The 25,907-nt window shown below is 35.7% G+C and carries 24 protein-coding genes, 1 pseudogene and 1 other annotated feature; of the genes and pseudogenes, 12 read left to right on the forward strand and 13 right to left on the reverse strand.

Annotated features, from left to right (window positions below; genetic code table 11):
- Positions 1–339 precede the first annotated feature (339 nt).
- The 5 genes and pseudogenes from ACVWNY_RS15290 to ACVWNY_RS15310 form a co-directional block, all read right to left on the reverse strand.
- Positions 340–636 carry a hypothetical protein gene (locus ACVWNY_RS15290; RefSeq protein WP_218325463.1) on the reverse strand — a complete coding sequence of 99 codons (297 nt, stop codon included), beginning with the start codon at positions 634–636 and terminating at the stop codon, positions 340–342.
- A gap of 169 nt (positions 637–805) precedes the next feature.
- Positions 806–1,396, reverse strand: coding sequence for a hypothetical protein (locus ACVWNY_RS15295; protein ID WP_218325464.1), 591 nt, complete (start codon positions 1,394–1,396; stop codon positions 806–808).
- An 18-nt stretch (positions 1,397–1,414) separates the two neighbouring features.
- On the reverse strand, positions 1,415–2,110 hold the full coding sequence (locus ACVWNY_RS15300; RefSeq protein ID WP_438720981.1) for a class A sortase: 696 nt from the start codon (positions 2,108–2,110) through the stop codon (positions 1,415–1,417).
- Positions 2,111–2,337: 227 nt separating this feature from the next.
- A pseudogene (locus tag ACVWNY_RS15305) lies at positions 2,338–2,526 on the reverse strand (IS3-like element IS1520 family transposase); the annotation flags it as partial.
- Positions 2,527–2,722: 196 nt separating this feature from the next.
- Positions 2,723–4,696 carry a MucBP domain-containing protein gene (locus ACVWNY_RS15310; protein ID WP_454072341.1) on the reverse strand — a complete coding sequence of 658 codons (1,974 nt, stop codon included), beginning with the start codon at positions 4,694–4,696 and terminating at the stop codon, positions 2,723–2,725.
- Positions 4,697–5,481: 785 nt separating this feature from the next.
- On the opposite strand from ACVWNY_RS15310, the gene ACVWNY_RS15315 reads away from it, so the two are divergent.
- Positions 5,482–6,201: a hypothetical protein gene (locus ACVWNY_RS15315; RefSeq protein WP_218325467.1), complete on the forward strand. Its 720-nt coding sequence runs from the start codon at positions 5,482–5,484 to the stop codon at positions 6,199–6,201.
- A gap of 293 nt (positions 6,202–6,494) precedes the next feature.
- Here the strand turns inward: ACVWNY_RS15315 and ACVWNY_RS15320 are convergent, their stop codons facing one another.
- From ACVWNY_RS15320 to ACVWNY_RS15355, 8 genes are all read right to left on the reverse strand, one after another.
- A complete protein-coding gene (locus ACVWNY_RS15320) occupies positions 6,495–6,656 on the reverse strand; it encodes a GIY-YIG nuclease family protein (protein ID WP_454071865.1) in 162 nt (53 codons plus the stop codon).
- A 415-nt stretch (positions 6,657–7,071) separates the two neighbouring features.
- Positions 7,072–7,707, reverse strand: a complete 636-nt coding sequence (trhA, locus tag ACVWNY_RS15325; RefSeq protein WP_246601431.1) for a PAQR family membrane homeostasis protein TrhA — start codon at positions 7,705–7,707, stop codon at positions 7,072–7,074.
- 82 nt (positions 7,708–7,789) lie between these two features.
- Positions 7,790–8,074 carry a hypothetical protein gene (locus tag ACVWNY_RS15330; protein WP_218325468.1) on the reverse strand — a complete coding sequence of 95 codons (285 nt, stop codon included), beginning with the start codon at positions 8,072–8,074 and terminating at the stop codon, positions 7,790–7,792.
- A 170-nt stretch (positions 8,075–8,244) separates the two neighbouring features.
- A complete protein-coding gene (locus ACVWNY_RS15335) occupies positions 8,245–8,829 on the reverse strand; it encodes a ribonuclease H1 domain-containing protein (RefSeq protein WP_218325469.1) in 585 nt (194 codons plus the stop codon).
- 103 nt (positions 8,830–8,932) lie between these two features.
- On the reverse strand, positions 8,933–9,709 hold the full coding sequence (locus ACVWNY_RS15340) for a carbon-nitrogen family hydrolase (RefSeq protein WP_218325470.1): 777 nt from the start codon (positions 9,707–9,709) through the stop codon (positions 8,933–8,935).
- Between the two features lies 1 nt (position 9,710).
- Complete coding sequence (locus ACVWNY_RS15345) at positions 9,711–10,376, reverse strand: methionine ABC transporter permease (RefSeq protein WP_218325471.1); 666 nt, start codon at positions 10,374–10,376, stop codon at positions 9,711–9,713.
- Positions 10,377–11,390, reverse strand: a complete 1,014-nt coding sequence (locus ACVWNY_RS15350; RefSeq protein WP_218325472.1) for a methionine ABC transporter ATP-binding protein — start codon at positions 11,388–11,390, stop codon at positions 10,377–10,379. It lies immediately after the preceding gene.
- Positions 11,391–11,459: 69 nt separating this feature from the next.
- Positions 11,460–12,299, reverse strand: a complete 840-nt coding sequence (locus tag ACVWNY_RS15355; protein WP_218325473.1) for a MetQ/NlpA family ABC transporter substrate-binding protein — start codon at positions 12,297–12,299, stop codon at positions 11,460–11,462.
- A 68-nt stretch (positions 12,300–12,367) separates the two neighbouring features.
- Positions 12,368–12,605: a binding site (T-box leader), on the reverse strand.
- 134 nt (positions 12,606–12,739) lie between these two features.
- Between ACVWNY_RS15355 and ACVWNY_RS15360 the strand changes: the two genes are divergently transcribed.
- The 11 genes from ACVWNY_RS15360 (at position 12,740) to ACVWNY_RS15410 (ending at position 25,810) form a co-directional block, all read left to right on the forward strand.
- The gene (locus ACVWNY_RS15360) at positions 12,740–13,810 is read left to right on the forward strand and encodes an iron-containing alcohol dehydrogenase family protein (protein WP_218325474.1); all 1,071 of its coding nucleotides are present in this window, start codon (positions 12,740–12,742) and stop codon (positions 13,808–13,810) included.
- 1,029 nt (positions 13,811–14,839) lie between these two features.
- Positions 14,840–15,691: a ParA family protein gene (locus ACVWNY_RS15365; RefSeq protein ID WP_218325475.1), complete on the forward strand. Its 852-nt coding sequence runs from the start codon at positions 14,840–14,842 to the stop codon at positions 15,689–15,691.
- Positions 15,692–15,707: 16 nt separating this feature from the next.
- On the forward strand, positions 15,708–16,238 hold the full coding sequence (locus tag ACVWNY_RS15370; RefSeq protein WP_218325476.1) for a hypothetical protein: 531 nt from the start codon (positions 15,708–15,710) through the stop codon (positions 16,236–16,238).
- A gap of 648 nt (positions 16,239–16,886) precedes the next feature.
- Positions 16,887–17,897 (forward strand): replication initiator protein A, encoded by a 1,011-nt coding sequence (locus ACVWNY_RS15375; protein WP_454071866.1) that lies wholly within the window; start codon positions 16,887–16,889, stop codon positions 17,895–17,897.
- Positions 17,898–17,984: 87 nt separating this feature from the next.
- The gene (locus ACVWNY_RS15380) at positions 17,985–19,274 is read left to right on the forward strand and encodes a chloride channel protein (RefSeq protein WP_454071867.1); all 1,290 of its coding nucleotides are present in this window, start codon (positions 17,985–17,987) and stop codon (positions 19,272–19,274) included.
- A gap of 153 nt (positions 19,275–19,427) precedes the next feature.
- The gene (locus tag ACVWNY_RS15385) at positions 19,428–20,495 is read left to right on the forward strand and encodes a M24 family metallopeptidase (RefSeq protein WP_454071868.1); all 1,068 of its coding nucleotides are present in this window, start codon (positions 19,428–19,430) and stop codon (positions 20,493–20,495) included.
- 179 nt (positions 20,496–20,674) lie between these two features.
- On the forward strand, positions 20,675–21,439 hold the full coding sequence (locus tag ACVWNY_RS15390) for a threonine/serine exporter family protein (RefSeq protein ID WP_454071869.1): 765 nt from the start codon (positions 20,675–20,677) through the stop codon (positions 21,437–21,439).
- Between the two features lie 24 nt (positions 21,440–21,463).
- Positions 21,464–21,916 (forward strand): threonine/serine exporter family protein, encoded by a 453-nt coding sequence (locus tag ACVWNY_RS15395; RefSeq protein ID WP_218325480.1) that lies wholly within the window; start codon positions 21,464–21,466, stop codon positions 21,914–21,916.
- Positions 21,917–22,454: 538 nt separating this feature from the next.
- Positions 22,455–23,534: a M24 family metallopeptidase gene (locus ACVWNY_RS15400; protein WP_246601433.1), complete on the forward strand. Its 1,080-nt coding sequence runs from the start codon at positions 22,455–22,457 to the stop codon at positions 23,532–23,534.
- 10 nt (positions 23,535–23,544) lie between these two features.
- Entirely contained in the window at positions 23,545–24,426 is an 882-nt protein-coding gene (gene pepI, locus ACVWNY_RS15405; RefSeq protein WP_218325481.1) for a proline iminopeptidase, read from the forward strand.
- A gap of 31 nt (positions 24,427–24,457) precedes the next feature.
- Positions 24,458–25,810 (forward strand): peptide MFS transporter, encoded by a 1,353-nt coding sequence (locus ACVWNY_RS15410; RefSeq protein ID WP_218325482.1) that lies wholly within the window; start codon positions 24,458–24,460, stop codon positions 25,808–25,810.
- Positions 25,811–25,907: the final 97 nt, after the last annotated feature.

The raw sequence follows: 25,907 nt of genomic DNA on the forward strand, positions 1-25,907 counted from the left end.
TTGTTCGGTACGGATTGAAATTGAGGGGAAAAGAACTAGCTTTAATCTTCCCGCACAGATCATAATTTCGAGGACGCCAAAAAAGATCAAGCTCATTGATTTCAAGGGATTCGACGCGTTCATTGATAAACTAAGTGGTATTATCTTCTTTTGGGTAATAGCAAGTTGAGATATCCAAAGTGAGCATATTTACTTTAATTCCTTTCGGAGATTGAATGATTGAGAGTACGATTACCACTGCTATTTTACAAAAAAACTCCAGAAATGGACGGTTTTCCGCCATTTCTGGAGTTTTTTCGGAGACTTATGTTATAGACTCAAGGAATTAAAGACTTTCTATTACAATACAATTCCCGCAGTATCTTTTATCTTCTTTCCCATTTCTTTAACTTTTTCTCGACTAGTTTTAACGTTTTTAATGATTTGATTAAGTGAGTCTAGCTCGCTATCAGATAAATCATCAACAATATCTAATAATTTTTCGTTACCATTAAATTTATCTTTAACAACTTTTTTAGTTTTGTAGCGAGTTACCTCACGTTCAAACTTACCTAGTATTTTTTCTGAACAGTTAATTGTAGCGTATGCACCAGCAATAGTTAGTACACCAATTCCAATTTTAGTACATGTTTTCATAGCATTCATTCCTTCTTTAAAAGATATATTTTTGTATCTTCATTTTACTCAATACTAGGCTTAAATACGTTTTATGTCTAATCATAACTAAGATTCAATTAACTTCCATGCTAAAGTAACACTTACAATTTACAGCATTTTAATTAAAATAGATGAATATTGAATATAATTACTCTATGATTTCTTTATTAGTATGGAAAAGAACTTCTTTAATAACTATGTTTCTCTTACACAAGAATAAAAGGTATGACAGACTAGAAAAACCATATAAAGACCACGTGAACCAAGCCTGTGATCCTTTCTGAAAATCTTGTAATCTATATATAGAAAATAAATCCTCAAGTAGTTCCCCATAAAGTGCTGAATTTAATTGAACCTTACTGGCTGTAAAAATTACTTGGATTACCACTTGAATCACAAAAATGGTAATCCAACCGATCAAATAATGTAGACCACCTTTCACGGCCACTTGATTTTTATATATATTCTTTTTTTCACCATTATCGTCAAAGTAAACATACATCGGGATTAAGTGCTGCCTGATCATTGCATATTTTGCTTGATAATAGCCTACTGAGGAACCAATAAAAATACATAAAAGTAAAATGATTAAATTATTTTGACTGTAATGAAATTGAAAGATCACTTGTAGCAAGGAAAAAGAGGGCAAAAAATAATAAGTTAATTTACTAACGGATTCATACGAGAATTGCTTTCTTATAAAATAAAGCAACATTAGGATTATTAAAAATGAAATCAAATTAGAACCTCTTTCCTATTAATAGGTTTTTTCTTCCATATTAAAAGCATTTGTCATGTCTTTATCAGCACTTAATACAGGTACTGTTTGCTGTAACTCTCCTTGAACAATTACTCTGTTTATTCCACTCACATCTCCACATGTAACTAAAGTAACTAATGATTTATCAGGTACTTCATCTAGCCATTGGACTGCTGTGGGATCCACCTTTTCTTTTGAAGTGACTTTGTACTCATAAATATTTTCTAAGTCAGTTAAGTAGATAGTTGCGCCCAAATTAACTTTTCCTAAAGGTGAAAATAATAAATCATCCTCATAAGCATGGTGACTTGCTAATCCATAGTTACCCACTCCCATTTGCTGATTCTCTTTAGTCGTACCAGCACCCCACAACAATGCTTCGTTGGATAATCCCTTAAATATGGGTAAATTGATAGCTACGCTAGGTATCGCTACTCCGCCAATAACTGGTAAGCGTTTGTTAGATAATTTAGCTTTTAATACAGCTTCACTACTGATGGGTTGCACTCCATCAAAATCAAAAGTTTCTTTCTTTTTTTTATTTTCTTGTATTTCTTTTTTTGTTACATTGGAGACTTGATACTGTTCACTTGTTTTACTAATGATAAAATTTTTTATCTGATTGTTAAAAATTAAAGCTAATCCAATTAATAATAAAAGAATCAAAGGGATTGTTTTAACTATTTTTTTCATACATACCCCTCTTTATTTAATATTTCCAGTAACATAGTCCAACGTACAACCCTTTTCTAGATTGTAGATAATACGCTGTAAATAATCGTGCTGCCTTCGATACTTTGCGCCTCCGCTTGAACCCCAAGGCAAAGTAACTCATTATTTTTTCAAATAAGATATCATACATAATTTTTCATCTGTCTCAGATAGTCTGCTACTTAATTGGCATATTGTACCATTGTTCATTAGTTCCCTATAACTAATGAAATCCAATCATTATTGTACCAACGAATATAGTTATCAATTCCAATTATTGCTCCACCTATTTGCATAAACGCTTGGAAGTTTATATGTCCACGCTTCTAATTCAAGTGAAAACACTCAATTCTAGCATTATCTTCTGAGCATCTATTACGAGAATGTGTATGCTTTATCTGATTATTTTTTCATAGATTTCTATATGGAATCAAAAATATACTAAGCCAGAAAAAATAATACTATTGATTAAACCATAAAAAAATCCTACATACAACAAAGACGCGGCTAGGCAAAAGAACACCTATCCGCGTGAATTACTCTATTGATTTTCTTTCAATAGTTGGCAATTAGCTCAAGTATGAAATGAATTTTTTATCTAATTTTTTTTTGTCTTGAAATAAATATACCTATTCCAATGACTAGAATTACTCCACCAAGTAATGTGAATAATATAGTCTTTGATTCACCAGTTTGAGGAAGAAATTTCATTATTGGTTTTGAATTAATAGGTATATTACTATCTGTGGGAATTACAGAAGAGACCTGATTATTCGTATAAACGTAGGTAACCGTTTGTGGATCAGTTGTAAATGTTCCTGACGCAGCTCCTTTAACTTCTTTAAACGTATAACCATCAATAGTTAGTTTCTCTGATGTATAAGGTTCCCCAACATTACCGGATTTAACCACATTAGGTGCAATAGTATTACCTTTAGTATCTTGATATTGAATAGTTACCTCAGCTTTTTTATCAGGATCCTTTGTATAAACGTAGGTAACCGTTTGTGGATTAGTTGTAAATGTTCCTGAAGCTTGTCCTTTAACTTCTTTATACGTATAACCATCGATAGTTAGTTTCTCTGATGTATAAGGTTCCCCAACATTACCGGATTTAACATCGTTAGGTGCAATAGTATTGCCTTCGGTGTCTTGGTATTGAATAGTTACTCCACCACCTTTATCAGGATCCTTTGTATAAACGTAGGTAACCGTTTGTGGATCAGTAGTAAATGTTCCTGAAGCATTACCTTTAACTTCTTTAAACGTATAACCATCAATAGTTAGTTCTTCTGATGTATAAGTATCACCAATATTTCCGGATTTAACATCGTTAGGTACCAGGGTATTACCTTCTGTATCTTGATATTGAATAGTTACCTCCGCTTTTTTAACAGGATCCTTTGTATAAACGTAGGTAACCGTTTGTGGATCAGTAGTAAATGTTCCTGAAGCATTACCTTTAACTTCTTTAAATGTATAACCATCAATAGTTAGTTCCTCTGATGTATAAGGATCCCCAACATTACCAGATTTAACCTCGTTAGGTGCAAGGGTATTACCTTCTGTATCTTGATATTGAATAGTTACATTCTCTCCTATTTCTATAGGTTTTTTCAAATATATATCTGTGTTTAATTGTGTACTAAAACGATAATTACCTAATAAGCTTCTAGTAGGTATTAACATATGATATAACGATAAACTAGTACTTAAAGGTTCATCTAAATCAATATCTGATAAATCGATATCACCTTTCTTTAATTTAAAAACCAAATTATCATTTTCTAGATATATAGCATAAACTAACTTTATGTTTTCTTGAGAAACATATACATAATCCAAAAAATTTAACGGGTTTTCTGCCTCTTCTGTTGTATCAAAATCATTGTCCCATACCGCTTCTAATGGATCTATGGACAAGATTGCACCACTATATGATTCCGAAAATGGTGTTCCTTTTTGATAAAAATTAGAAATAGGTAGGACTATATTTCTGTAGTCATCGATAGTTGTTTCTAAACGTAAATTAGTTGTTCGATTTATTGACTGACTGTCAGCTAAAGAAAAAGATGAATAAGTATTATCACCATTTAAATAATCCCAAAATAGAGAAAAATTTGTGAATTCCGAGTTATAATTTTCATTAAAAATCGTATGATTTCTTTTTGCATTATTTTTGATATCTAAAAAGTAGGATTGATCTATACTCATAAATGTATTAGTTGTATGATACAAGCTAATATCTACATTTAACATTCCTGAAATAAATTCTAAACCTTTCAAATTTTCTACATAGTAACGTCCGCTATCACTGGCTGTGTTAAGATCATCTGTTAGCATAAGGTCCACATAGGATTCTTGATTGTTTTCTAATATTTCTTTTGTTAAATGATCAACATCAACATTATACTTCTCAGCCACCGCTTTTTGTAAATTTTTATCGGGCATCCAGGTATCAATTGCTTCACTATAACTTGTAGTTGTTTCAGCAGCAGCAGAAATCGGCAAAATTAATTGACCTAACATTATTATGATTATACATAATAAACTATATGATTTTTTCATTTTGTTCTCCTATAAATTATTTATTTAAAATATTTTGGATATCGCGTGATTGTGAGATTATATCGGTTAATTTACAGTCTTTTTTTTATTTTAAATTTACTATATATTATAAAAACACCGATGATTAGAATTTCCCCGCTAAGTATTGCGAATAGTATAGTTTGTGGATCAGTAGTAAATGTTCCTGAAAACAGTATGACTGTTTAAACAAAATTAATACTTAGTTTTTCTGATGTATAGCACCCCCAACATTACCGGACTTAATCACATTAGATGAAATAGTGTCACCTTCGATATTCTGATATTGAATGGTGCAATTAATAGTAAACATAATTCAGAACTCACTATTAAAAATATTAATAAAATACCAGTCAATATTTTATATTTTAACCAAAACCAATAATTATTTCAACTTTTATTCCAATAAACGAAATAAATTCATTTTATTTAACAATAAAATGAATTTAATAATTTTTTAACTGTTAATTGATTTTTCCAAAAAATAGATATTTTATAAGAACTAAATTCATTTAGAGTACATTAAGAATTATTTATAAATAGAAAATCTATTTTTTTATGTTAATTGAATAATTTTTTTAGTTGACATAATAAAATCATAAAAAGTTAGCCTGATGCAGGCGTAATTTAATTGGTAATTTTAAATAACTTTATATATCTATAAATTGAAACATACAATAATTAGAGATGACTGCTACTTAATAAGTTCATATGGTATAATTAATTTCCAAAATATTTCAAAATTTTATTACACAAGGAGGAGTTATATGAAAAAAGTATTTTTAGGTATAGGTTTATTGGCATCTATGGGGTTAGGTGGATTGTTTGATACAAGCGCAAATGCTGATGTATCGGAAGTTTATAATACGTCAATTCCAAGCGTAAATTTTTTATGGAGAGAATATAATCCAAATACGGGTGAGCACTTTTTAACTGAAAGTTTTGAAGAAACCGAATGGTTAGAAGAACAAGGATGGATAACAGAGGGACTTGCATGGATGACACCCACTAGCGGAGAAGAAGTATACCGTCTTTATAATCCTAATGCAGGAGATCATTTTTACACTAAAAGTATCGTCGAATATAACTGGTTAAAGCAACAAGGATGGCTACAAGAAGGAAGATCTTTCTTTAGTTCTGAGGGTAAAGACACAGCCGTATATCGTAGCTATAATAAAAATGCTGTAGCAGCTGGATCCCATATGTTCACCATTAATAAAGACGAACACGATGGTTTATTGCGTTCTGGATGGCTTAATGAAGATGTACAATTTTATGCAGTTTCAATGTATACTCATTTGGAAACTCTAACTTTAGTAGCTGAGAGTATCACTGAAACAGAAGTCGGAAGTGCAGATTTCGCAAAATTACAACAAGTTATAGCACAATCACATACAGTGTTAAACAAGGCAAATATTTCTGATAACGAATTAAGAAATCAGTATCAAACACTATACGATACTATTAATACTTTGAATTATCTATAAACATATTTTAAATATGAGTCAATATTATTAAGAATGAAAGTGTTCCCTTATAACTCTAGGGAACACTTTTATATTCTAATTTTTATCATAATCATGAACTCTAGTATCAAGGGTCTGTTTCCAAAATTCTTCTCTAAGGTAAATCACACTATCAAAGTCTACTCGTGTATCAAAGATTTCTAAAATTGAATATTGAATATAATTTTGACTTTATTATTCCCTTTTTCTTTTACAACAATTATCAAATCAACATCTCCTCCGGCATGATCCCCTTTTGCGTATTGCATCCATCTTTACCACAATCCGTTGCTATTTCCAGAAGATGAACCTACATAATGCTTCCTTGTTGCTAAATCAGTTTGTAAACAGATAGCATTCACATTTGATAGTGGAGCAAGCTGTTTAAGCTGTGAAAAGTTACCTAAAATATTAGCATCAGCTGGAAAATCACTCATATTGCTTTCTACTGGAAGTTCATAAACACTTAATAAAGTTACAACAGTTTCGTATTTAAAGAAAACTATTCCTAATTTCAGAATCAGCTTTAAAAATCAATCTTCCAATAAATTGTTTACCCATACTTAGTTTCTCAAAGTCATTTTCTGTTGATTTTGCATGCTTATAGTACGTATTTCTCTTTTTATAAACGCCGGTGAAAAGATAGTAATTATTCCCATATCCAGGTTCTGTATAATGATTTAAGAATAATAAGTTTTCACATGAAACATCCGAGGTATCATAGCCTCCTTTGTTTTTACGCGAATAATATAAATAGTAACTTCTATCTCCCAGATTCGTTCTAAGTAGTGAAGTCTTCTATAAAATAAAAAAATCCCAAAAGCCGATGATTCAGCTTCTAGGATTTTATTTTTAAAATTGACAGATTGATAAGAACATCAAGACTGCCCCCAACATCACAAACAAATGCCAGATGACGTGGGTGAATTTTTTATCTTTCATGGTGTAAAATAATGAACCAACCGAATATGCGACACCGCCGAAGAATAGTAAAATCAACGCCTTTAATCCGATGGAATGATACAGTGTCGGCAAAGCAAAAACGATCGCCCAGCCCATCACATTATATAAAATCGTCGAGACCTTTGAAACTTTGTTCTGCCGTTTTAAAGTGACACTTTTATAAACAATACCGCTAATCGCTGCCACCCAAATCACTGTCAAAATAATGATACCTTTTGCTCCGGGAATTCGTAATAAGCAATATGGTGTGTACGTGCCAGCAATCAATAGATAGATCGAACAATGGTCAAAGACTTGAAAAACTTTTTTTGCCTTAGTAAAAATCAACGAATGAAATAATGTCGAGGCTAAAAATAGTAAAAACAACGAAAGACCATAAATAATAAAGGAAACATAACTCAACGTGGTATTGGCTTTTTGCAGCAAGACCACCAGCCCGACAATACTCAAAATCGCCGCCAAACCATGGGTCACTGCATTCAATACTTCGTTAGTTATCAAATATTTCTTACTAAATTCAACCATAATTTCACCTCGTTCATTTCTACAGACAATATATCATGATTTCAAAAATAATTCAATCTAGTTTTCAAAACTATTTAGGATTTTATCCTAACATAATTCCTGTATCTACTATTTTATAGCCAAAAATAACCTGATCATCTGCATATAAATAGGCTTCTTTCTTCCGATTCAAAACCCGCACAAAAGCACTCAAAGTCAAAGGCTTAACCCGCGGATTGGCTTTTAAAACGATCCGATCAGCTAAAACAATCATTTCTAAACGATTAATCGGATTTTTCGCAGGCAAATAAACAAAGGAAATCACAGGTACTTGATTGGGCTCACTACTAGCCACTTGTAAACTTACTAATAAATCTTTGGCTTTCATCTGGTTTCCTCATTTCTCTAACAGCTATTAAATGGCAGTTTACCACAAACTTTTTAAGCAAAAATAAAAATCTCCAAAAGTTAGGAAAACTATCTAACCTGTGAAGATTCTTTTAAATTAATTTAATCCTTTTATTTCTTCGACAAGCATTTTATTTTTTCAGTTGTAAATTACGCATTTGCCGCCATTCCTGCTAAATAATCTGCTCGATCATTGTATTTATCGCCAGAATGTCCTTTAACTTTGACAAATGAGACACTGATATTGCGGCTTACTTGATCAAATTCCTTTTTATAAAACTGAGATATCGGTTTATTGGTTTTCCAATCACCGACGGCCCAAGATTCGATGCCTTGATAATCGTAATGAATGATGATTTTGTCTAGCTGATGATCCACCGCCCATTTGACCGCTTCCAGTGAGGCGATCACTTCGCCAGCAATCTGAAAACTATCGAGAAAAGTTGCATCATTTCCAGGAATCGATAGTTCATCTACCACTTCACCATTATTCAAAATAACGACACCAGAGCCGTATTGTTGTTTGCCTTTATTGAAGGAGCCATCCACAAAAGCCGAATACCCACTGAAATCATCCGTTACTTTAGGAGCTTCTAAATAGTTTTGCGCCTCTGCTTTTGTAGGAAAAGATTTATATTTTGCGCCGGGATAACCTTTGACTAAGCGGCTGGTTTCTTCCCAAGTTGTAAAGATGCCGGTTTTTTTGCCGACCTTAATTGCATAAAATTTTGCCAAATCCTTGTTCACCTCATTAATTATTGTGCTTTATTTTAACATGTTTGCATTCAAAAACAAAAAATCCTCAAAAGTTAGAAAGAACCAACTTTTGAGAAAGTAATTAGTATAATTCTGGTCGGCGATCGTTGAAAACAGGAATATCTTTACGGGCTTCTTTTAATCGTGAAAAATCAATTTCCGTCTGAAGAACTGTTTCGTTTTCGCCCAATTCCATCACGATTTCCCCAAAAGGATCAGCCAACATGGAATGACCATTAAATTGATTGTTGGGATCACTCCCCACTCGATTAACCCCTAAAACATAGCATTGATTTTCAATTGCTCGCGCCTGTAATAGTTTTCGCCAGACTTGAATCCGTTGCTTCGGCCATTGTGCTGGTACAACAAACAGTTCGGTTCCTGTCGTCCCTTGTTTGCGAAACCATTCTGGAAAGCGCAAGTCATAACAAATCACTGTGGAAACTTGATGTCCTGCCCAATCAAAAGAAGTTGCTTGATCACCGGCAGCCAAATATTGATCTTCTGCCATCAAGCCAAACAAATGGACTTTGTCATAGTCACCCACGATTTCCCCTTTTGGATTGAAAGTGTAAGCCGTATTAAAAAATTCTGCACCCACTTTACGAGCAATTGAACCTGCCACGATATAAATCTGATGGGTTTGGGCTAATTCAGCAAAAAATACTTGGGTCTCCATCCCCTCTTCATCAGCAATCTCTGACAAACGAGTCAAATCATAAGCAGTATTCCACATTTCTGGTAAGACGACTAATTGATTAGGCTGAAAAGTTTGCTGGGAAAAAATTTCCTTAATATGGGCAAAGTTTTTTTCTGGTTCACCAAAGGCTAAATCGATTTGCATGACTGTGATCTTCATATTATTTGCTCCGATCTAATTGATTTGCGATGAGATTACCCACCGTTTGTACCAATTGTACCAAAATAATCAAGATCACGATGGTGGCATACATCACACTCGGTTCATTTCTCAAATAACCATATTGATAAGCAATACTCCCAAGTCCACCTGCCCCAACTAAACCAGCCATCGCTGTCGCACCGATTAAACCAATCAAAGCAATCGTCAAACCACGAATAATTCCGCCTCGCGATTCTCTTAACAATACTGTTTTAACAATATTAAAATTGCTAATCCCCATTGATTGGTAAGCTTCAATCACGCCAGGATCAACTTCTAACAACGAGGTTTCCACTAGACGAGCCAAATACGGCGTCGTATATAAAATCAGTGGAGGCAGCACGCCAGGAACCCCAATGGTTGTCCCCACTAAGAAACGTGTCACTGGTAAAATTAAAAATAGTAAAATAATAAATGGTAATGAGCGAAAAATATTGATCAACGTGTTGGCAATTGAATAAATCACTGTATTAGGAGTTAACCCTTCTGCTCGCGTCATCACCAGCAAAACCCCCAATGGAATCCCAAAAATAATCGCAAACGCCAAGGCGATTCCCACCATGATTAAGGTTTGACCAATCCCTTCATAAATCACACTACCCCATTCTGAAATCAATTGACTCATCTACTTAACCTCCTCAATAAAAACGCCTTGCGATGCAATATATGCTTTAGCTGCTTGAAACTCAGCCTCACTGCCACCCTCTAGCTGCACTAACAGATGTCCATGAGGTTTTTCCTTCAAATAACTGATATTGCCGCTTAAAATATTCGCCGCAATCGGATAATCCTTGGATACTTGTGACAAGATTGGTGTCGTCGCCTTTTCACCAATAAATTGCAGATTCAACAAACGACCCGTTGCTTTCGCTTCTGCCAAGACATCTTCAGGTACATTGTAACTTTCATTGGCACCAATAAATCGTTTGGTGGTCGGACTCTTTGGTCGCGTAAAGACATCGATCACTGGACCTTCTTCAATCACGGCACCCTCTTCCATCACCGCAACGCGATCACAGATTCGTGTCACTACATCAATTTCATGGGTAATCAAGAAAATTGTGATCCCTAATTCTTGATTAATTTTCAGCAATAATTCTAAAATTGATTCAGTCGTCTCCGGATCTAACGCACTTGTCGCTTCATCTGACAACAAAATCTCCGGTTCATGTGCCAATGCCCGTGCAATTGCCACCCGTTGTCTTTGTCCGCCAGAAAGTTGCGCCGGATAATTATCCTTGCGATCAGTCAAGCCTACCAAGGTTAAATACTTATCTACCCGTTCTTTAATCACATCGGCGGAAAGACCTTCTAATTTTAAAGGCTTCGCAATGTTGTCATAAACTGTCGCAGTTGATAACAAATTATAACCTTGAAAAATCATGCCGATTTTACGACGCGCCAATAGCAATTCTTTTTTTGACAACTGGTTTAGGTTTTTACCATTAACTAAAACATCGCCAGTCGTTGGTGGCTCCAAAAAGTTCACCATCCGAATCAAGGTGGATTTCCCAGCACCTGAATAACCTACCACTCCGAAAATTTCGCCTTTATTAATCGTTAAACTAACTGGCTTAACGGCTTCAATCTGACGCTTTTTTTGTACATAAGTTTTTGATACATTTTTCAACTCAATCATAAAATTTCCTCCACTTTAAAAACTCTAAAAAAAAACGATAAGACGAAGCCGCAGCTTCGCCTCAGATGGTTATTCAAACGCCGGAACGATTGCTCCTTTAAAGGTATCTTCGATGTATTTCACATTTTCAGCCGATTGGTAATATTTTTTGATTGTTTTAACGACTTCATCATCTTTATGACCTTTTTGTACAGCAAAAACGTTGTAATACTCGTTTCCTTCTGTTGGTTCACCGAAAATTGCATCGTCTTCCACACTTAAACCAGCATTTACAGCAAAGTTTCCGTTGACCACTGCAGCACTTAAATCATCTAATTGATTTACGATTTGAGAAGCTTCTAATTCTTGAATGTCCAAGTTTTTTGGATTTTCAGCGATGTCATTTTTAGTCGCTGATTCATTTAAGCCAGATTTTAATTTAATCAAACCAGCTGTCTCCAATAATTTCAATGCCCGATATTCATTACTTGGGTCATTGGGTACGCCAATTTTTGCACCATCAGGAATATCTTCTACGCTATCAACATTATTTGAATAAATTCCCATTAAAGCATAGATGGTTTTGAAAGCCGGTACGATGTCATAGCCACGATCTTCCACTTGCTGATCTAAAAACTGAATCGTTTGATAACTGTTACTATTCAAGTCACCATCATTTAAAGCTGTATTCGGTGTATTATAATCATCAAAAGTAGTTAATTTAATCGTTAAACCATCTTCTTTTGCTAACTTGGCTACATTTTCCATAATTTGTTCGTGAGGTCCCGCTGTCACCCCAACTGAAATTTCTTTTGTGCTTAACGCTTCATCTGAACCTGATTTCGATGCGCCGCACCCTGATAATAAAACCGCTGCTGCTAATGCTATCCCACCAAAAATTGTCGCTTTCTTAAATACTCCTGCTTTCATGAAAATGTCCCCCTAATTTTTTATTACTAAAAGAAAAAACTCGCCCTCTCTACCCAAATTTATTGAGCAAAAAGGACGAGCAAGTCGCGTTACCACCTTTAATTCGTAGCCGCCTCACAGCAAAAGCTACCTTGACTAGTACCATTGATACTAGAGCATTGTTAACGGAAGCTACTCCGTCACTGCCTACTTATCGACAATGCCGTTCAGAGACCATTTTTCAACCTCAGCTTCTTATCTCCTTTCACCAGGCGGAGACTCTCTACAAAGAAACATGAAACTTACTTTTCTCTTCCACACGTTTTCTTTCAGTTGTCTTGTTGAAGTTATAATACTCATTAACATCTCATTTGTCAACACAAATATTTATTGAAATCACATTTGACTTTAATAATTCAGAAGATTACAATAAACAAAATTTAAGAACTGGAGATGAATACATGAATATTGCCAACGAAGTCCGTCCTGGCGCCAATCGTTACGTCAGTGGACAAAATATTTTAGAAGAATTACCAGAATACTTGGCTTCTTTTGAAAAAATTGCTGTAATTACTGGAAAAAAATCTTACGAAGTTTTCACTAGCTACTATAAAGAAGAACTACCCTACCCGATTTATCGCTATGACGAAACAGCCAGTCGCGAAGATGCGCAGCGTTTAGCAGATGAAATCGGTCAAGTAGACGTTATTTTAGCTATCGGTGGCGGTCGTCTATTAGACGCTGCCAAAATGACAGCCGAAGTTTTAAATGTAGAATACATTTTGATTCCAACATTGATTTCAAACTGTGCGCCATTTACACCAATCGTAGCAGTTTACCATCCCGATCGAACTTTCCGTTCAATTGGCTATATCACTCGCGCACCATTTCTTTCATTAGTAGACTGGGACTTTTTATTAGAAGTGACACCGGTAGACTACTTTATCGCTGGAATCGGTGATACTTTAGCAAAATGGTACGAAATTGACGGCATTACTCGTCGCTTAAGTGAGGATAAAAAATCAGCTTATGTACGCCTTGGAATTGCTGCTGCTAAAGCAATCTTAGACATTTTACTACAAGATTCCGTCGCAGCGATTGACGATTTAAAAAATAAACGCCTATCTCCAGCCTTTGGACGCATCACAGACTGCATCATCGCACTCGCTGGTGAAACTGGTGGCTTTGCTGCAACTTATGGACGTAGCGCAGGTGCTCATGCTGTTCATGACGGCCTTTCTTATATTGAAGCAACTCATAATCAATTACATGGTAAAAAGGTCGCATACGGCATTCTAGTCCAATTGGCACACACTCAAGAGCATGACGAAATCCAAAAACTGATTCCCTTCTACCAAGCTACCGGTTTACCATTAAAATTAGCTGCATTAAATGTAGCCGATACTAGCCAAGAAAGTCTTATAAAAGTGGTCAACCACGCGGCTTCTGCCAATGAAACCTTCAACATGGTTGATCCTGATGTAACGGCTGAAGATGTCTTCGCAGCCATTCAAGTTATCGAAAGTCTTTAAAAAGTTTACTTCAAAACCAATTGAGTATACCTCAATTGGTTTTTTTGTGGTTTACTTTTATTTTCAAAGTAAACTCAATCATACTATTTTAAGGTAAACTTTTATAATTGCAGTTTACTTTTTATTCTCCTTACAATCACTGCAGTAATTAAAAAATTGTTTACCTGATATTTTTGAGGTTTACTTTTTTATTGAAGTTTACTTTATTAAATTAAATAAGGTATACTCTTTTAATTTAGAGTATACCTTATTTTTTATATTTCGTTTACCTTAAATATTTGAAGTGTACTTTAAATATCATAATTAAGTTTACTTCTTTTATTTGAAGTTTACCTTTTATACTGAATTAAAGTTTACCCACATATATTAGGTTTACTTTATTTCAGTTGAAGTATACTCTTGATGTTTTATGATTAACTTTTTTAATTTAAAGTGTACTTTAAATTAAATTTTGAAGTATACTTTAAATGACTATTTTAGTTTACTTCATTTCTTTAATAGTTTACCTCTTTTATATAGAAGTTTACTTTATGATGATATAAAGTTATCCTAAAAGAATTTCAGTAAACTTTTCTATTTGATTGGGTAAACTTTTTAATAATTAAGTTAACCTCAAATAAAGCTTTTATATCAGTGTTTTAATTTAAAGTTTACCTTTTAGATATATATAAAGTTTACCTTTTGTTTAAATTATAGAGTATACTCTAAATATATAAAGTGTACTTAAAACGATTTATATAGGTTCACTTTTATATTCTAATAGAGTTTACCTATTTTATTTGAAGTATACTTTTTTATTGTCATAAAAGTTTACTACAATTGTTTAAAAGTTTACTCTTTTTAATTAAAGTTTACCCATGTATCAAAGAGTATTCCTTAAATCTTTTCAGTATACTTTTTTAACTTTATTAAGGTTACTTTTAATATCTATTACAGTTTACCACAAAAAAAGAGTTGAAGTAAACTTTTACAAACGAACTATTATATGGTAAACTTTATTTGAATATAAAATAGATTGGAGTTTACCTTATGGCAAATAAGAAAGCTGAAACATATGTCGTTGGTAATTTTAAAGGTGGGGTAGGTAAATCTACCACTGTACAAATGCTCTCATTCGAGAGCGCCTATCAGACTGAACGAAAAACCTTAGTTATCGATTTGGATCCTCAGGGCAATACCAGTGACGTTTTAAAGTTAACTGCTGAGAATTTTGGTACCCACGATTTACCTGATGAATTCGACAATACGATTTGGGAAGCAGTTAGGGGAGGGGACATTAATGATTCCATTTACAATATCATCCCCAATTTGGATCTGATTCCTGCAAATATCTCTTTTTCTGATTTTCCAGATTACATGATCGAAAAGTATCCCTCTGATAAATTGGCTCAATTTCAGTATATGGAAAAGCTATTTGCGCCATTAAAAGATATTTATGATGTCATTTACATTGATGTACCACCGACAATTAGTACTTATTCAAATGCTGCTATGTATGTGGCTGAATACGTTATTGTCATCTTGCAAACCCAAGTAAAATCTCTAAAAGGGGCACAAAACTATATTGATTACATGAACTTTTTCATTGAACAATACGATACTAGCCTAGAAGTGGTGGGTATTGTGCCTTTCATGATGCAAAAAAGAGACTCAGTTGACCAAGAAATCTATCATGCAGCCAGAGATTTATACGGTAATCATTTATTAGACACCGTTGTCTTAAATCAAAGCCGTTTGAAACGATACGATGGCTCTGGTATTACTTATGAAATCAACAAAAACGGCAAAGTAGAGCAATGGGACCGTCGAGCTCATGAAGTTTTCTTGTCAATTTTAGATGAAATCGATCAACATCGTCGCTTACTAAGCGGTGAAGAGTAGGGGAGGGGAGAGCTAAATGGCAAAAAAAATGAAGCTAGACTCCCTTTTAACTGCCAACAAGAAGAATAAAGGGATCGAAAAAATGTCCCAGTATTCCAATGAGGAAAAGAAAGCACCTGCACCAAAGCCAACTTCAAAGGAATTATTGTCAGCAAAGAATATAGAAAACACCAGTAGCTTACGGGAAACGCACTTGCTGAATCAGCAAAAAGCACTTGCCCAGGAACAAAGAGCCAATCGAGAAAAGGGCACGCCTGCTAAAAGGGGACGCAAGCGCCAATATAATGATCCTCGAAAAAAAGCACTCGAAATGCAAAAAATCTCTGCTCAAACAAAAATCCGACTACAAGGCTTGATTGATTCTAAATTTGACGGCTATACACCAGACAAAGTGATTGAATTTTTATACGATTATTACTTAGAAAAAGAGTTGCTGCAAGACGACCGAATCTTCTTAAAACAAGTCGAAGATGCCGCGATGGAAGAGTATAAAGAGAAGCCTAAATATCAGAAATTATTTGCTGAATTAGAAAATGATGAGAATTAATTACAAAAAAAGTAAACCGCAAAACCTTCTTTTAAGAGGTTTGCGGTTTACTTTTTTTATCTTTGCACTTTATTTTAAGTTTACTTTTATTACTTTTGAAACTTGATTTAAAGTTTACTTTTTGAATAAGGGGATTCTGCCTTGTCCTGTGGATAATTCAATTATAGATAGCGACTCACCAATATTTTTCCACAAAAGACCTTTTTAAAAAACTTTTTTTTCTTTTATTTAAGTTTACTTTATTGAAAGATTTAAAAGATTTTAGGGTTAACTTAAATTATCTTTAAACAATTAATAAAGTTTACTTCATTCATCTTTGAAACTTTTATAAAAGTTTACCCTAAAAAAAGATGTTCATAAATTGCTTTACAATAGGCTTTATTTCGATTATTCTAAATGCGTAAAGAAAAAAAGAGTTCAAAGATTTGGCGATCTTCAAACTCTTCGGTGAATGATGTTAATTTGGCGATTAACATATTCAGTAGTCAAAATAGATTGTTTAAATCCTAAAGATTAGTGAAAATTTGGCGTTCTCCTAATCTCTATTTAGTATACCACAAATTTACTCAAATCTCAATCACCTCAGACTATTGAACCACGAAGTTTCACCAACTTTTTCTTAAGTTTTCCTAGAGAAAGGTGAGTATTATGAATAGTCTTACATCAACATTTATGACCGCAGATAATCTGCCCAACAGCAATTTTTTACCAATTGATTTTAATTTTTTAAATAATCCACAATATGCCGATCTATCGATTGAGGCAATCTTTTTGCATGCTCTTTATACCCAGCGTATGACTTGCAGTATCCACAATAGTTTGCAAGATGGCAGCTGGCTGGATGAAGAAAAAATTCCCTTTATTTACTATAGTAATGCAGAAGTAGCCGAGGTTTTAAGAATTTCTGAGCGAAAAGTGACGACTTTACGAAACCAATTGGCTGAACTTGGCTTAATTAAAGTGGTTCGTCATGGTTTAAAAAATTATCGGATTTATGTGGCGAATCCAAAAGCTCCTGCAGAAGGGACCGTCATGAAATTTACTTTCAAAAATTATCGCGCCCCGCAAACTGTGGATAAATCACGAGACGCAAAATCTGCTAGCACCAGTTCGCAAAATTTGCCGATAAGTACAAGTAAACAACTAGTAAAAACAACAAATAAAACAAGTGAAACAGACGTAGCGCCTAAAAAATTACAGCAACCTGTGGATAAAGAAGCCGCTTTGCTGGCTGGTTTACAGGCTCGTTATGCTCATTTAATCCCTGAGACAGCCTTTATGCGTTTTTTGCCTTTTTGTGATAATCGCTATCTCAAAGCCAAAAAATTCGTTGATTTAATCTTTAAAGCTAAATATGTAGCTAATCAACAATTTATTAAAGCTGGATTACCGCCAGAAGCAGAGGCTTTAACTTTTGAAAACAATCCTTATTTTAAAAACGGCTTACCTGATGCTATAGCAAAAGCCTGTGAACAAATCTATCGTTATGGCAATGTTTCTCAACCAGAAGCGTTCTTCTTTAGCTTTTTGAAGGGTTTCTTTGTGGAAAAAACCCGTCAGTTTCTAGTGGACAGTTATGAGGTGAATGACCACCTGGCTGCTACTTTGGAACGGGTAGAAAATTTTCAGAAAAAGAAAGTTTTAGTAAAATCCGCTTGATTTTCTGAAAAAAACCCGTAATTTAGCTACTAATCATGGCAAGCTTTGATATAATGTAGCAGAGTCTATGTTGAAAGGTATTTATTTATGGATAATTTTAAGTTACGTTACTTTGCCTATAGTGGGCTATTTGGGCTGGCTTGTGGGGCAGTGATTGGACTATTTTTAAGTATTGTCACCTTGTGTCACAATTTTATTTGGGATTATATTCCCGGTCTAATCAATGATCCGGCGTTGTATCCTTTACTAATCTGTTTGATTGGTGGGGGACTGGTGGGAATGTTTGCCCAACGTTTTAAAGCCTACCCTCGTTCGATCAATGAAACATTGTCGGAGTTTTATAGTCGGGATCGAGTGGATTATAAACAAGGTCAGATTTGGAAGAATGCCGCTGCTGGCTTTTTGATTTTATTATTTGGAGCAAGTGTCGGACCAGAAGCTGCTTTGATTGCGATTATGGCGGGCTTATTGACTTTTGCGGCTGACCGGATTGGTTTTGTTTCAGAATACCGGGAAGAGTTGCTAGAGTTCGGTGTTGGAACGACTTTGGGAATCATTTTCATGGCACCTTTGTTTGGGATTGGCCGGACATTGGAGGCTGATGATTGGCGAAATTTAACTGAAAGTCGCTTGAAGCGGTATGTGATTTATATTTTCACGACCTTTGCCGGGTTTTTAGGTTATCTTCTGATGAATCAATTGCTGCCAGGACAAGAACAAGTTTTTGCGATCCGCAGCATGGATAATGGGATTACATGGCAAGGATTATTACTGATTGCGCCGATGATCGTTTTAGGTGCTTTATTCGGACAATTTTTTATATTTGCGCAAGAAAAAGCGGAAAAATTTAACCGCCGGATCAGGAATCCGTTGCCGTTAGCTATTTTAGCTGGATTTATTTTCGGCTTAGTGGGCGTCTTTGCACCGAATTTATTATTTTCTGGTGAGCATACTTTATTATCTTTTACTCGTCAGGCTGAAAATTTAAGCTTTGTGATGCTTTTGGTAATGGCATTAGGGAAAGTTGCTTTGACTATGATGTCTTTGGCATTTAATTGGCGGGGTGGAACTATTTTCCCAATGATTTTTGCCAGTGTCGCTTTTGGATTAGCACTTACCAATCTTTTGCCCTACTCTGAAGGTCTGTTAGTGGCGATTTTTACTGCTGCAAGTTGTGCAATAATCTTGCGTCAACCCTTTGCGGTTGCGTGTTTGTTCCTCCTATTGTTTCCCGTGGAACTTTTTTTATGGATCTGGTTAGCTGGTTATGCAGCCACCGTTTTCATGCGTCATTTACCCTTTGGAAAAAAAGCACCGGTTAGCCGTCGAATTGCGGATAGTCAGACAAATGGCAATCGCAGACGTAGCCGCAGATAATTTTTTGAAACGATTTTCGCTTTTAGCGGGAGTCGTTTTTTTGTAGATTAAAAAATTTACTTAAAAACTGTGGTGATTTTCTCAGAAAAATTTGATACGCTTATTTGTGGAAGCGTTTTTGTTTTCAAAAATAAAAGCAAAGAAGGTATGAAAATGAACGAGGAAAAGATTCGCGCGTATTTAGCTCAAGAAAAAATTGATGGCTTCTTTTTGGCCAAACGGGTGAACATTCGCTTTGCCAGCGGTTGGACTGGTGATGATTCCTACATGTTGATTACACAAGATGGATTGTATTTTTTAACTGATCCCCGTTACACAGAACAAGCAGCAAAAGAAGTGCCTAACTATGAAATTATCAACTGGCGCTTGCCTGGACGTACGGTAGGAGATACGGTAGCTGATTTGGCAGAAAAACACAATATTAAATCAATTGCCTTTGAAGCCGATCATTTAACCTATGACATGTATGCTGATTTTTCTAGTAAAATTAAAAGTGAACTGGTGCAAGCAGGCGGCGTGATTGATCGGATGCGGGTGGTTAAATCACCAGAAGAAATCCAATATATGCGCAATGCTTGTGAAATCTCATGTCGGGCATTTTATCGTATTTTAGAAGATATCCAAGTTGGGGTAACGGAAAAAGAATTGGCAGCTAAACTTTCTATGTACATGGTGCAAGAAGGGGCCGACACACAACCTTACGGTAACATTTTAATTTCTGGCGCAAATACGTCATTGCTTCATGGCATTCCTTCTGAAAAAGCGATTGAATACGGCGATTTTGTTTTGATGGATTATGGTTGTCAGTTTAATGGCTACATGTCAGATATGACGCGGACAGTCGTTGTCGGCAAAGCTACAGAAAAACAGCGAGATGTCTATGAATATGAAAAACGCAGCTTAGAAGCGTCGTTAGAGGTCTTAAAAGCGGGTGTACCGGTGCGGGATGTTTATCGTGCGTCGTTGGAACCTTTGAAAGACACTGACTACATTCCATATACTTATGGCAACATCGGTCACTCGATTGGTTTGTTTGTTCATGAATTGCCTTATTTGGCAGAACAATATGATGATGTCTTAGATGAAAATTCTGTAATGACAGTTGAACCAGGAATTTATATTCCTGATTGGGGCGGCGTCCGGATTGAAGACCAAGTGCTAATTACTAAAGATGGCTACGAAAATATGATTAGCGTACCGCATGATTTGATTGAATTATAGGAACTAAATAAGCTATACTACAAGGGGCTAACTCAACACGAGGGAGCCCCTATCTTTATGCCAGTTCTACTTGGCGTATTTCGCCTTAGTAGAATGGTATGCGTACTGAAAATCTAGTAAAATTCTGGTAAAAACGAATCAGATTAAAAATACATAGAAACAATAAAGGAGGTTTGGTCATGGAAATGAGCGAGCAGGAGCGTTTTGATTTTGTTTATGATATTGGAGAAACGCTTTTGGAGAATGGTGCTGAGATTAAACGGATTGAAACCACCATTCGTCATGTGGCGGAGGCTTTAGAGCTGAAGGAATTTGATAGTTTTGTTTTGATAAATGGCATTTTCATGACAGCCCGTTTAAAAGATCAAACGGTGCAGGCTAAGGTGCGGGATGTGCCGATATCGCCGATTAATTTAGGGCGGATTGAACAGATTAATACTTTGTCGCGACGGATTAAAGAAAATAAATTGACACCTTTTGAGGCGCGGGCGCGTTTAGAGGAAATCAAAGCGGAAAATTTTGCCTCGACACCTTTAAAGATAGCTGCGTATGGCATGGGCAGTGCCAGCTTTTGCTATATCTTTGGTGGGACAGTTTGGGGTTCATTGGGCGCCTTTTTCTTAGGATTGGTCTTGGCTTGTTTCATGCTGTATTTGGTACCGAAATTTCAAATGTCTAGCATTATCTCAAATATTACTGGTGGTTTTTTAGTGACGGTTTTGGCAGGGATTTTGGTGGCTGTTTTTCCTACATTACATTTAACGCCTTTAGTTTCTGGCGGGATCATTTCTTTGTTGCCTGGGGTAGCGGTCGTCAACGGAATTCGCTATTTATTTGATGGTGATTACAGTTCTGGCTGGGGTCAAATGATTAATGCAGTGATTACCGCTTTGTGTGTGTCGATGGGCGTTGGTCTGGTTTTATCAGTGCTTAATATTTTTTAAAAATTTTACGGAGGAGGTGCCAGCATGAATCCTTTTTTTCAAATTTTAACTGGTTTTTTAGGGACTGTTTCTTTTGCTATTTTGTTTGAAGTGCCGAAAAAATATTATATTTGGTGCGGGACGATTGGGGCGATTGGCTGGGGGATTTATTTGGCCTTTATGCATTTTGTTAATGCGCCGATTGCTGCGACTTTTGTGGCTTCTTTGGCTTTAATCTACTTGTCGCGAGAAGCATCTTTTGCTTTGCGGGCACCAGTGACTATCTTTTTAATCTGCGGAATTTTCTGTTTAGTGCCGGGATTGGGGATTTATAATTTTACTTACAATTTCTTTATTGGTGATTCGATCGAGGCTGCACAAATTGGTGTTCAAGTCTTGAAAATCGCTATCGCCATTTCGTTAGGAATCTCTGTTGGCTATGAACTATCGCCAAATTGTTTTTACTCTTATCATCGAAGAAAAAAATTAGCAGAATAAATTTTTGTAGTAGATGTTCTATAACAGTTCTTTTTTTAGAATAAAAATAATGAGAAAATGCAACCTTCAGGAAAAAATAGTTCTGAAGGTTTTTTGTTATATATAAAGTTCAAAAAATGACAAAAAACCCTAAACAAGCTTACTGCGCTTGATCATGTAGGCGCTTTCATATGATTTAAAACTGCCATGACAGTGTTTTTAATAAAGTAAAAGACGAATGTTTCTCTGAATTTTTGGTGAAAAAATCAAAGAAAACGTTTAAAAATGTGAAAATATATAGTAAAATCGTCATAGCGATGAAGATAGAAAAACATTTTTTCCGAAAATAACTTGCATTTTTCTGTGCTTTATGGTTATTTTTATGTCGGGTTAGGTGAATTATTACACAAGCATATTATTTGACTCGGGAAATTGCAAACTGTTATACATCAAGTTTTTTTGGTAATCGTCGCTATAAAAAATGTCATGTAAAACAATCTGCGTATTGTTTTTATGAGCCATGTGAAGATGGCAAAATATAGCTAAGGGAGTGTTGATTTTGTTAAAAGAAAGTCGCGTTCAAAGAATCGTTGAGAAGATGAAAGAGGAAGACTACGGTCAGTTACTTGTTTCTGATCCAGTAGCAATCTTTTATTTGACTGGACGTTGGATCCATCCTGGTGAACGGTTATTAGTATTGGTGATTACACCAGAAGGTAAAAATACTTTAATCGTTAACAAACTATTCCCGATCGAAGAAGATTTAGGTGTGGACAAAGTCTTTATCGATGATACGGATGATGGTGTGGCTAAAGTTTTAGAATATGTTGACTCAAGCAAAAAATTTGGGATCGACAAAAACTGGCCAGCTCATTTCTTATTACGCTTAATGGAATTAGTGCCAGATGCAAAATTAGGCAACGGCTCAACGATCACTGACAGTGTGCGTGCAATCAAAGATGATGAAGAACAAGAATTGATGAGAGAAGCTTCTCGTTCTAATGACATGGCGATTGATCGCTTGAAGAAACTTCTTTCTAATGGCTGGACAGAACGTAAAATGACTGAAGAATTAGCGAAAATTTATGCTGAATTAGGCAATTCTGGTTATTCATTTGATCCAATCGTTGCTTATGGCGCAAACGGCGCTGACCCGCATCACGAAACAGATGATTCATTACCTAAACCAGGTGATAGCATCGTTGTTGATATCGGTGGCGTGAAAAACAACTACTGCTCAGATATGACAAGAACTTATTTCTACAAAGAAGTTCCTGAAAAGAGCCGAGAAGTTTTCGAAATCGTTAAAGAAGCTTGTCAAAGAGGGATCGATGCAGTGAAACCTGGCGTAACATTGGCATCAATTGATGCAGCTGCTCGTGACTACATTACTGAAAAAGGCTATGGCGAATACTTCACTCACCGTCTAGGTCACTTCATCGGTATTGAAGATCATGAAACTGGAGATGTTTCAGGTTCTAACCAAAACTTGACTGAAGTCGGCAACGTCTTTTCAATCGAACCAGGCATTTATATTCCTGGCGAAGTTGGTGTGCGGATTGAAGATTTAGTAATCGTAACAGAAGATGGCTGCGAAAACTTAAACAGCTATCCAAAAGATCTAGAAATCGTTGGCTAGGAGGAATAAGATGAAAATCACCGAAGGCTATATGCCCTTTAAAGATTACAAAACTTATTATCGGGTAGTCGGTGAGCAAGGTCAGGGGAAAACACCTCTGATCTTACTTCACGGCGGCCCAGGCTCTACCCATAATTATTTCGAAGTACTAGATGAGATGGCAGTCGATGGCCGTCAGTTGATTATGTATGATCAGCTTGGCTGCGGAAAATCAGCAGTTCCATCAAATCCAAGTCTTTGGACAAAAGAAACCTGGACAGAAGAATTGATTGCTTTGAGAGAACATCTAGGGTTAGACGAAGTCCATATTCTAGGTCAATCTTGGGGCGGCATGTTAGCAATTATTTATGCTTGTGATTACCAACCCAAAGGAATCAAGAGTTTGATTCTATCAAGTACCTTGCCTTCAGCAAAATTATGGGCGCAAGAACAACACCGCATGATTAAATTCATGTCAGAAGAAGATCAAGCAGCAATTGCTAAGGCAGAAGCTACTGGGAACTACGATGACCCAGCTTATTTGGCTGCCAATGATCGTTTTATGGTGCGTCATGCTGCGGCAGTACCAACAGCAGATTCACCTGAACCACTGCGTCGGGAAAAAGTACCCGGAACAGAAAGCTACATCACAGGTTGGGGACCAAACGAATATTCACCAACTGGTACTTTGCATGACTATGAATATACAGATAAATTACCAAACTTAATGATTCCTAGTCTAGTAACTAGCGGCACCAATGATTTGTCCACACCACTAGTTGCAAAAACCATGTTTGATGCCATCCCAAATGCAAAATGGGAACTATTCGCCTACAGCCGTCACATGCCATTTGTTGAAGAAAAACCTAAATATATGGCAATTTTGGAACAATGGATGCGTGATAACGACTAAAAAAATATTTATTTAAGAAAGAAGGATGAAAATGGAAGCGACTCCTGTGAAAAAGAAAAAACCTTTTGGCTTTTATGTCTGTTCATTGAGTTTCTCTTTTGAGCGTTGTGCTTTTTATACTGTAAAGTATATGTTGGCAATTTGGATTGCAACAACTGTTGGTAAAGGCGGGTTAGGATTTGATGATGTGAAGGCAGCTTCAATGTCTGGGGCATTCTTAGCTGCGACTTATATCACACCAATCGTTGGGGGCTATTTAGCCGATTACTGGTTGAGCCCACGACTTTGTGTACCAGCAGGTGCAGTTTTAATGGGGATTGGTTATTTGCTTACTTGGCAAGCCAATTCATTAGGTATGGTTTGGGCAATGATTATTTTAGTTGCCATCGGGACTGGTTTATTCAAAGGGAACTTATCAGGGATTAACGGGTTGCTGTTCAGTGATGAAAAAGAACTGAATGAGGCCTTCTCAGTACAGTATTCATTTGTAAATATCGGTTCATTTACTGGGACAACATTCTTAGTATTATTAATTCCAGTAATTGGTTACAACGGCGTATTCTTAATTTGTGGATTGCTATTATTCTTAGATGCTATTTGGTTCTTAGTAAACGGTCGTGCTTTAGGTGACGCTGGTAAAAAACCATTCAAAATCGACCAACGTCAATTCGTTGACGAACAAAAGAAAGCAGCTGAAGAAAATCAACCTTTATCTGCTACTGATAAAAAACGTGTATTTGCGATTGTATTAGTAACAATCTTCTCAATTGTTTTCTGGACTGTTTGGTATTTGGCTTATATGCCTGCTTACTACTACTTCGGTTGGGGTGACGGCGCTGGATTCTTAGGCCGTGCCAACTGGTTTATCGGTAACTTCCATGTACCAACTTCTTACTTCGATTCAATGAACGCCTTGACTTGTATTATCTTAGGTCCACTTTTAGGTCGTTTATGGACGAAGATGGCGAACCGTCCGAAAGGCGATATGAGCATGTTCAAGAAAACTGCCTTAGGAATTATCCTAGTTGGTCTTTCTTATGTGGTTATGGTCTTCTCAGACATGATTGGTAACGGCGCAACTTCATTAGTATGGATTGCAGTTATTTCAATCTTGATGTCAGTTGGGGAAATGATCTTCTCGCCATTAGGGAACTCATTTATCGTGAACTTGGCACCATCAAAACTAATGGGCTTCTTGTTAGGTTTATGGCCAATCGCGGTATTCGCTTCAACTTTGATTTATCCAAGAATTTATTCATTGTTACAAACAACTGATCCTAGTCAATTCCAAATGGGTTACGGAATCTTAGCAGCTATCGTAATCGTGATTGGTTTGGTTCTATGGTTTGGTTCTAAAACATTGGATCAATTAGAAAAAGATTAATCAGACTTTAGACTTTGGAGAATTTTCTTCGAAGTCTTTTTTTTATCAGTTTGACCGCTATTTTTAAAAAAGATAAAATGGATAAAAGCGCTTCAAA

The sequence above is a fragment of the Enterococcus sp. JNUCC 77 genome (genome assembly GCF_054819945.1).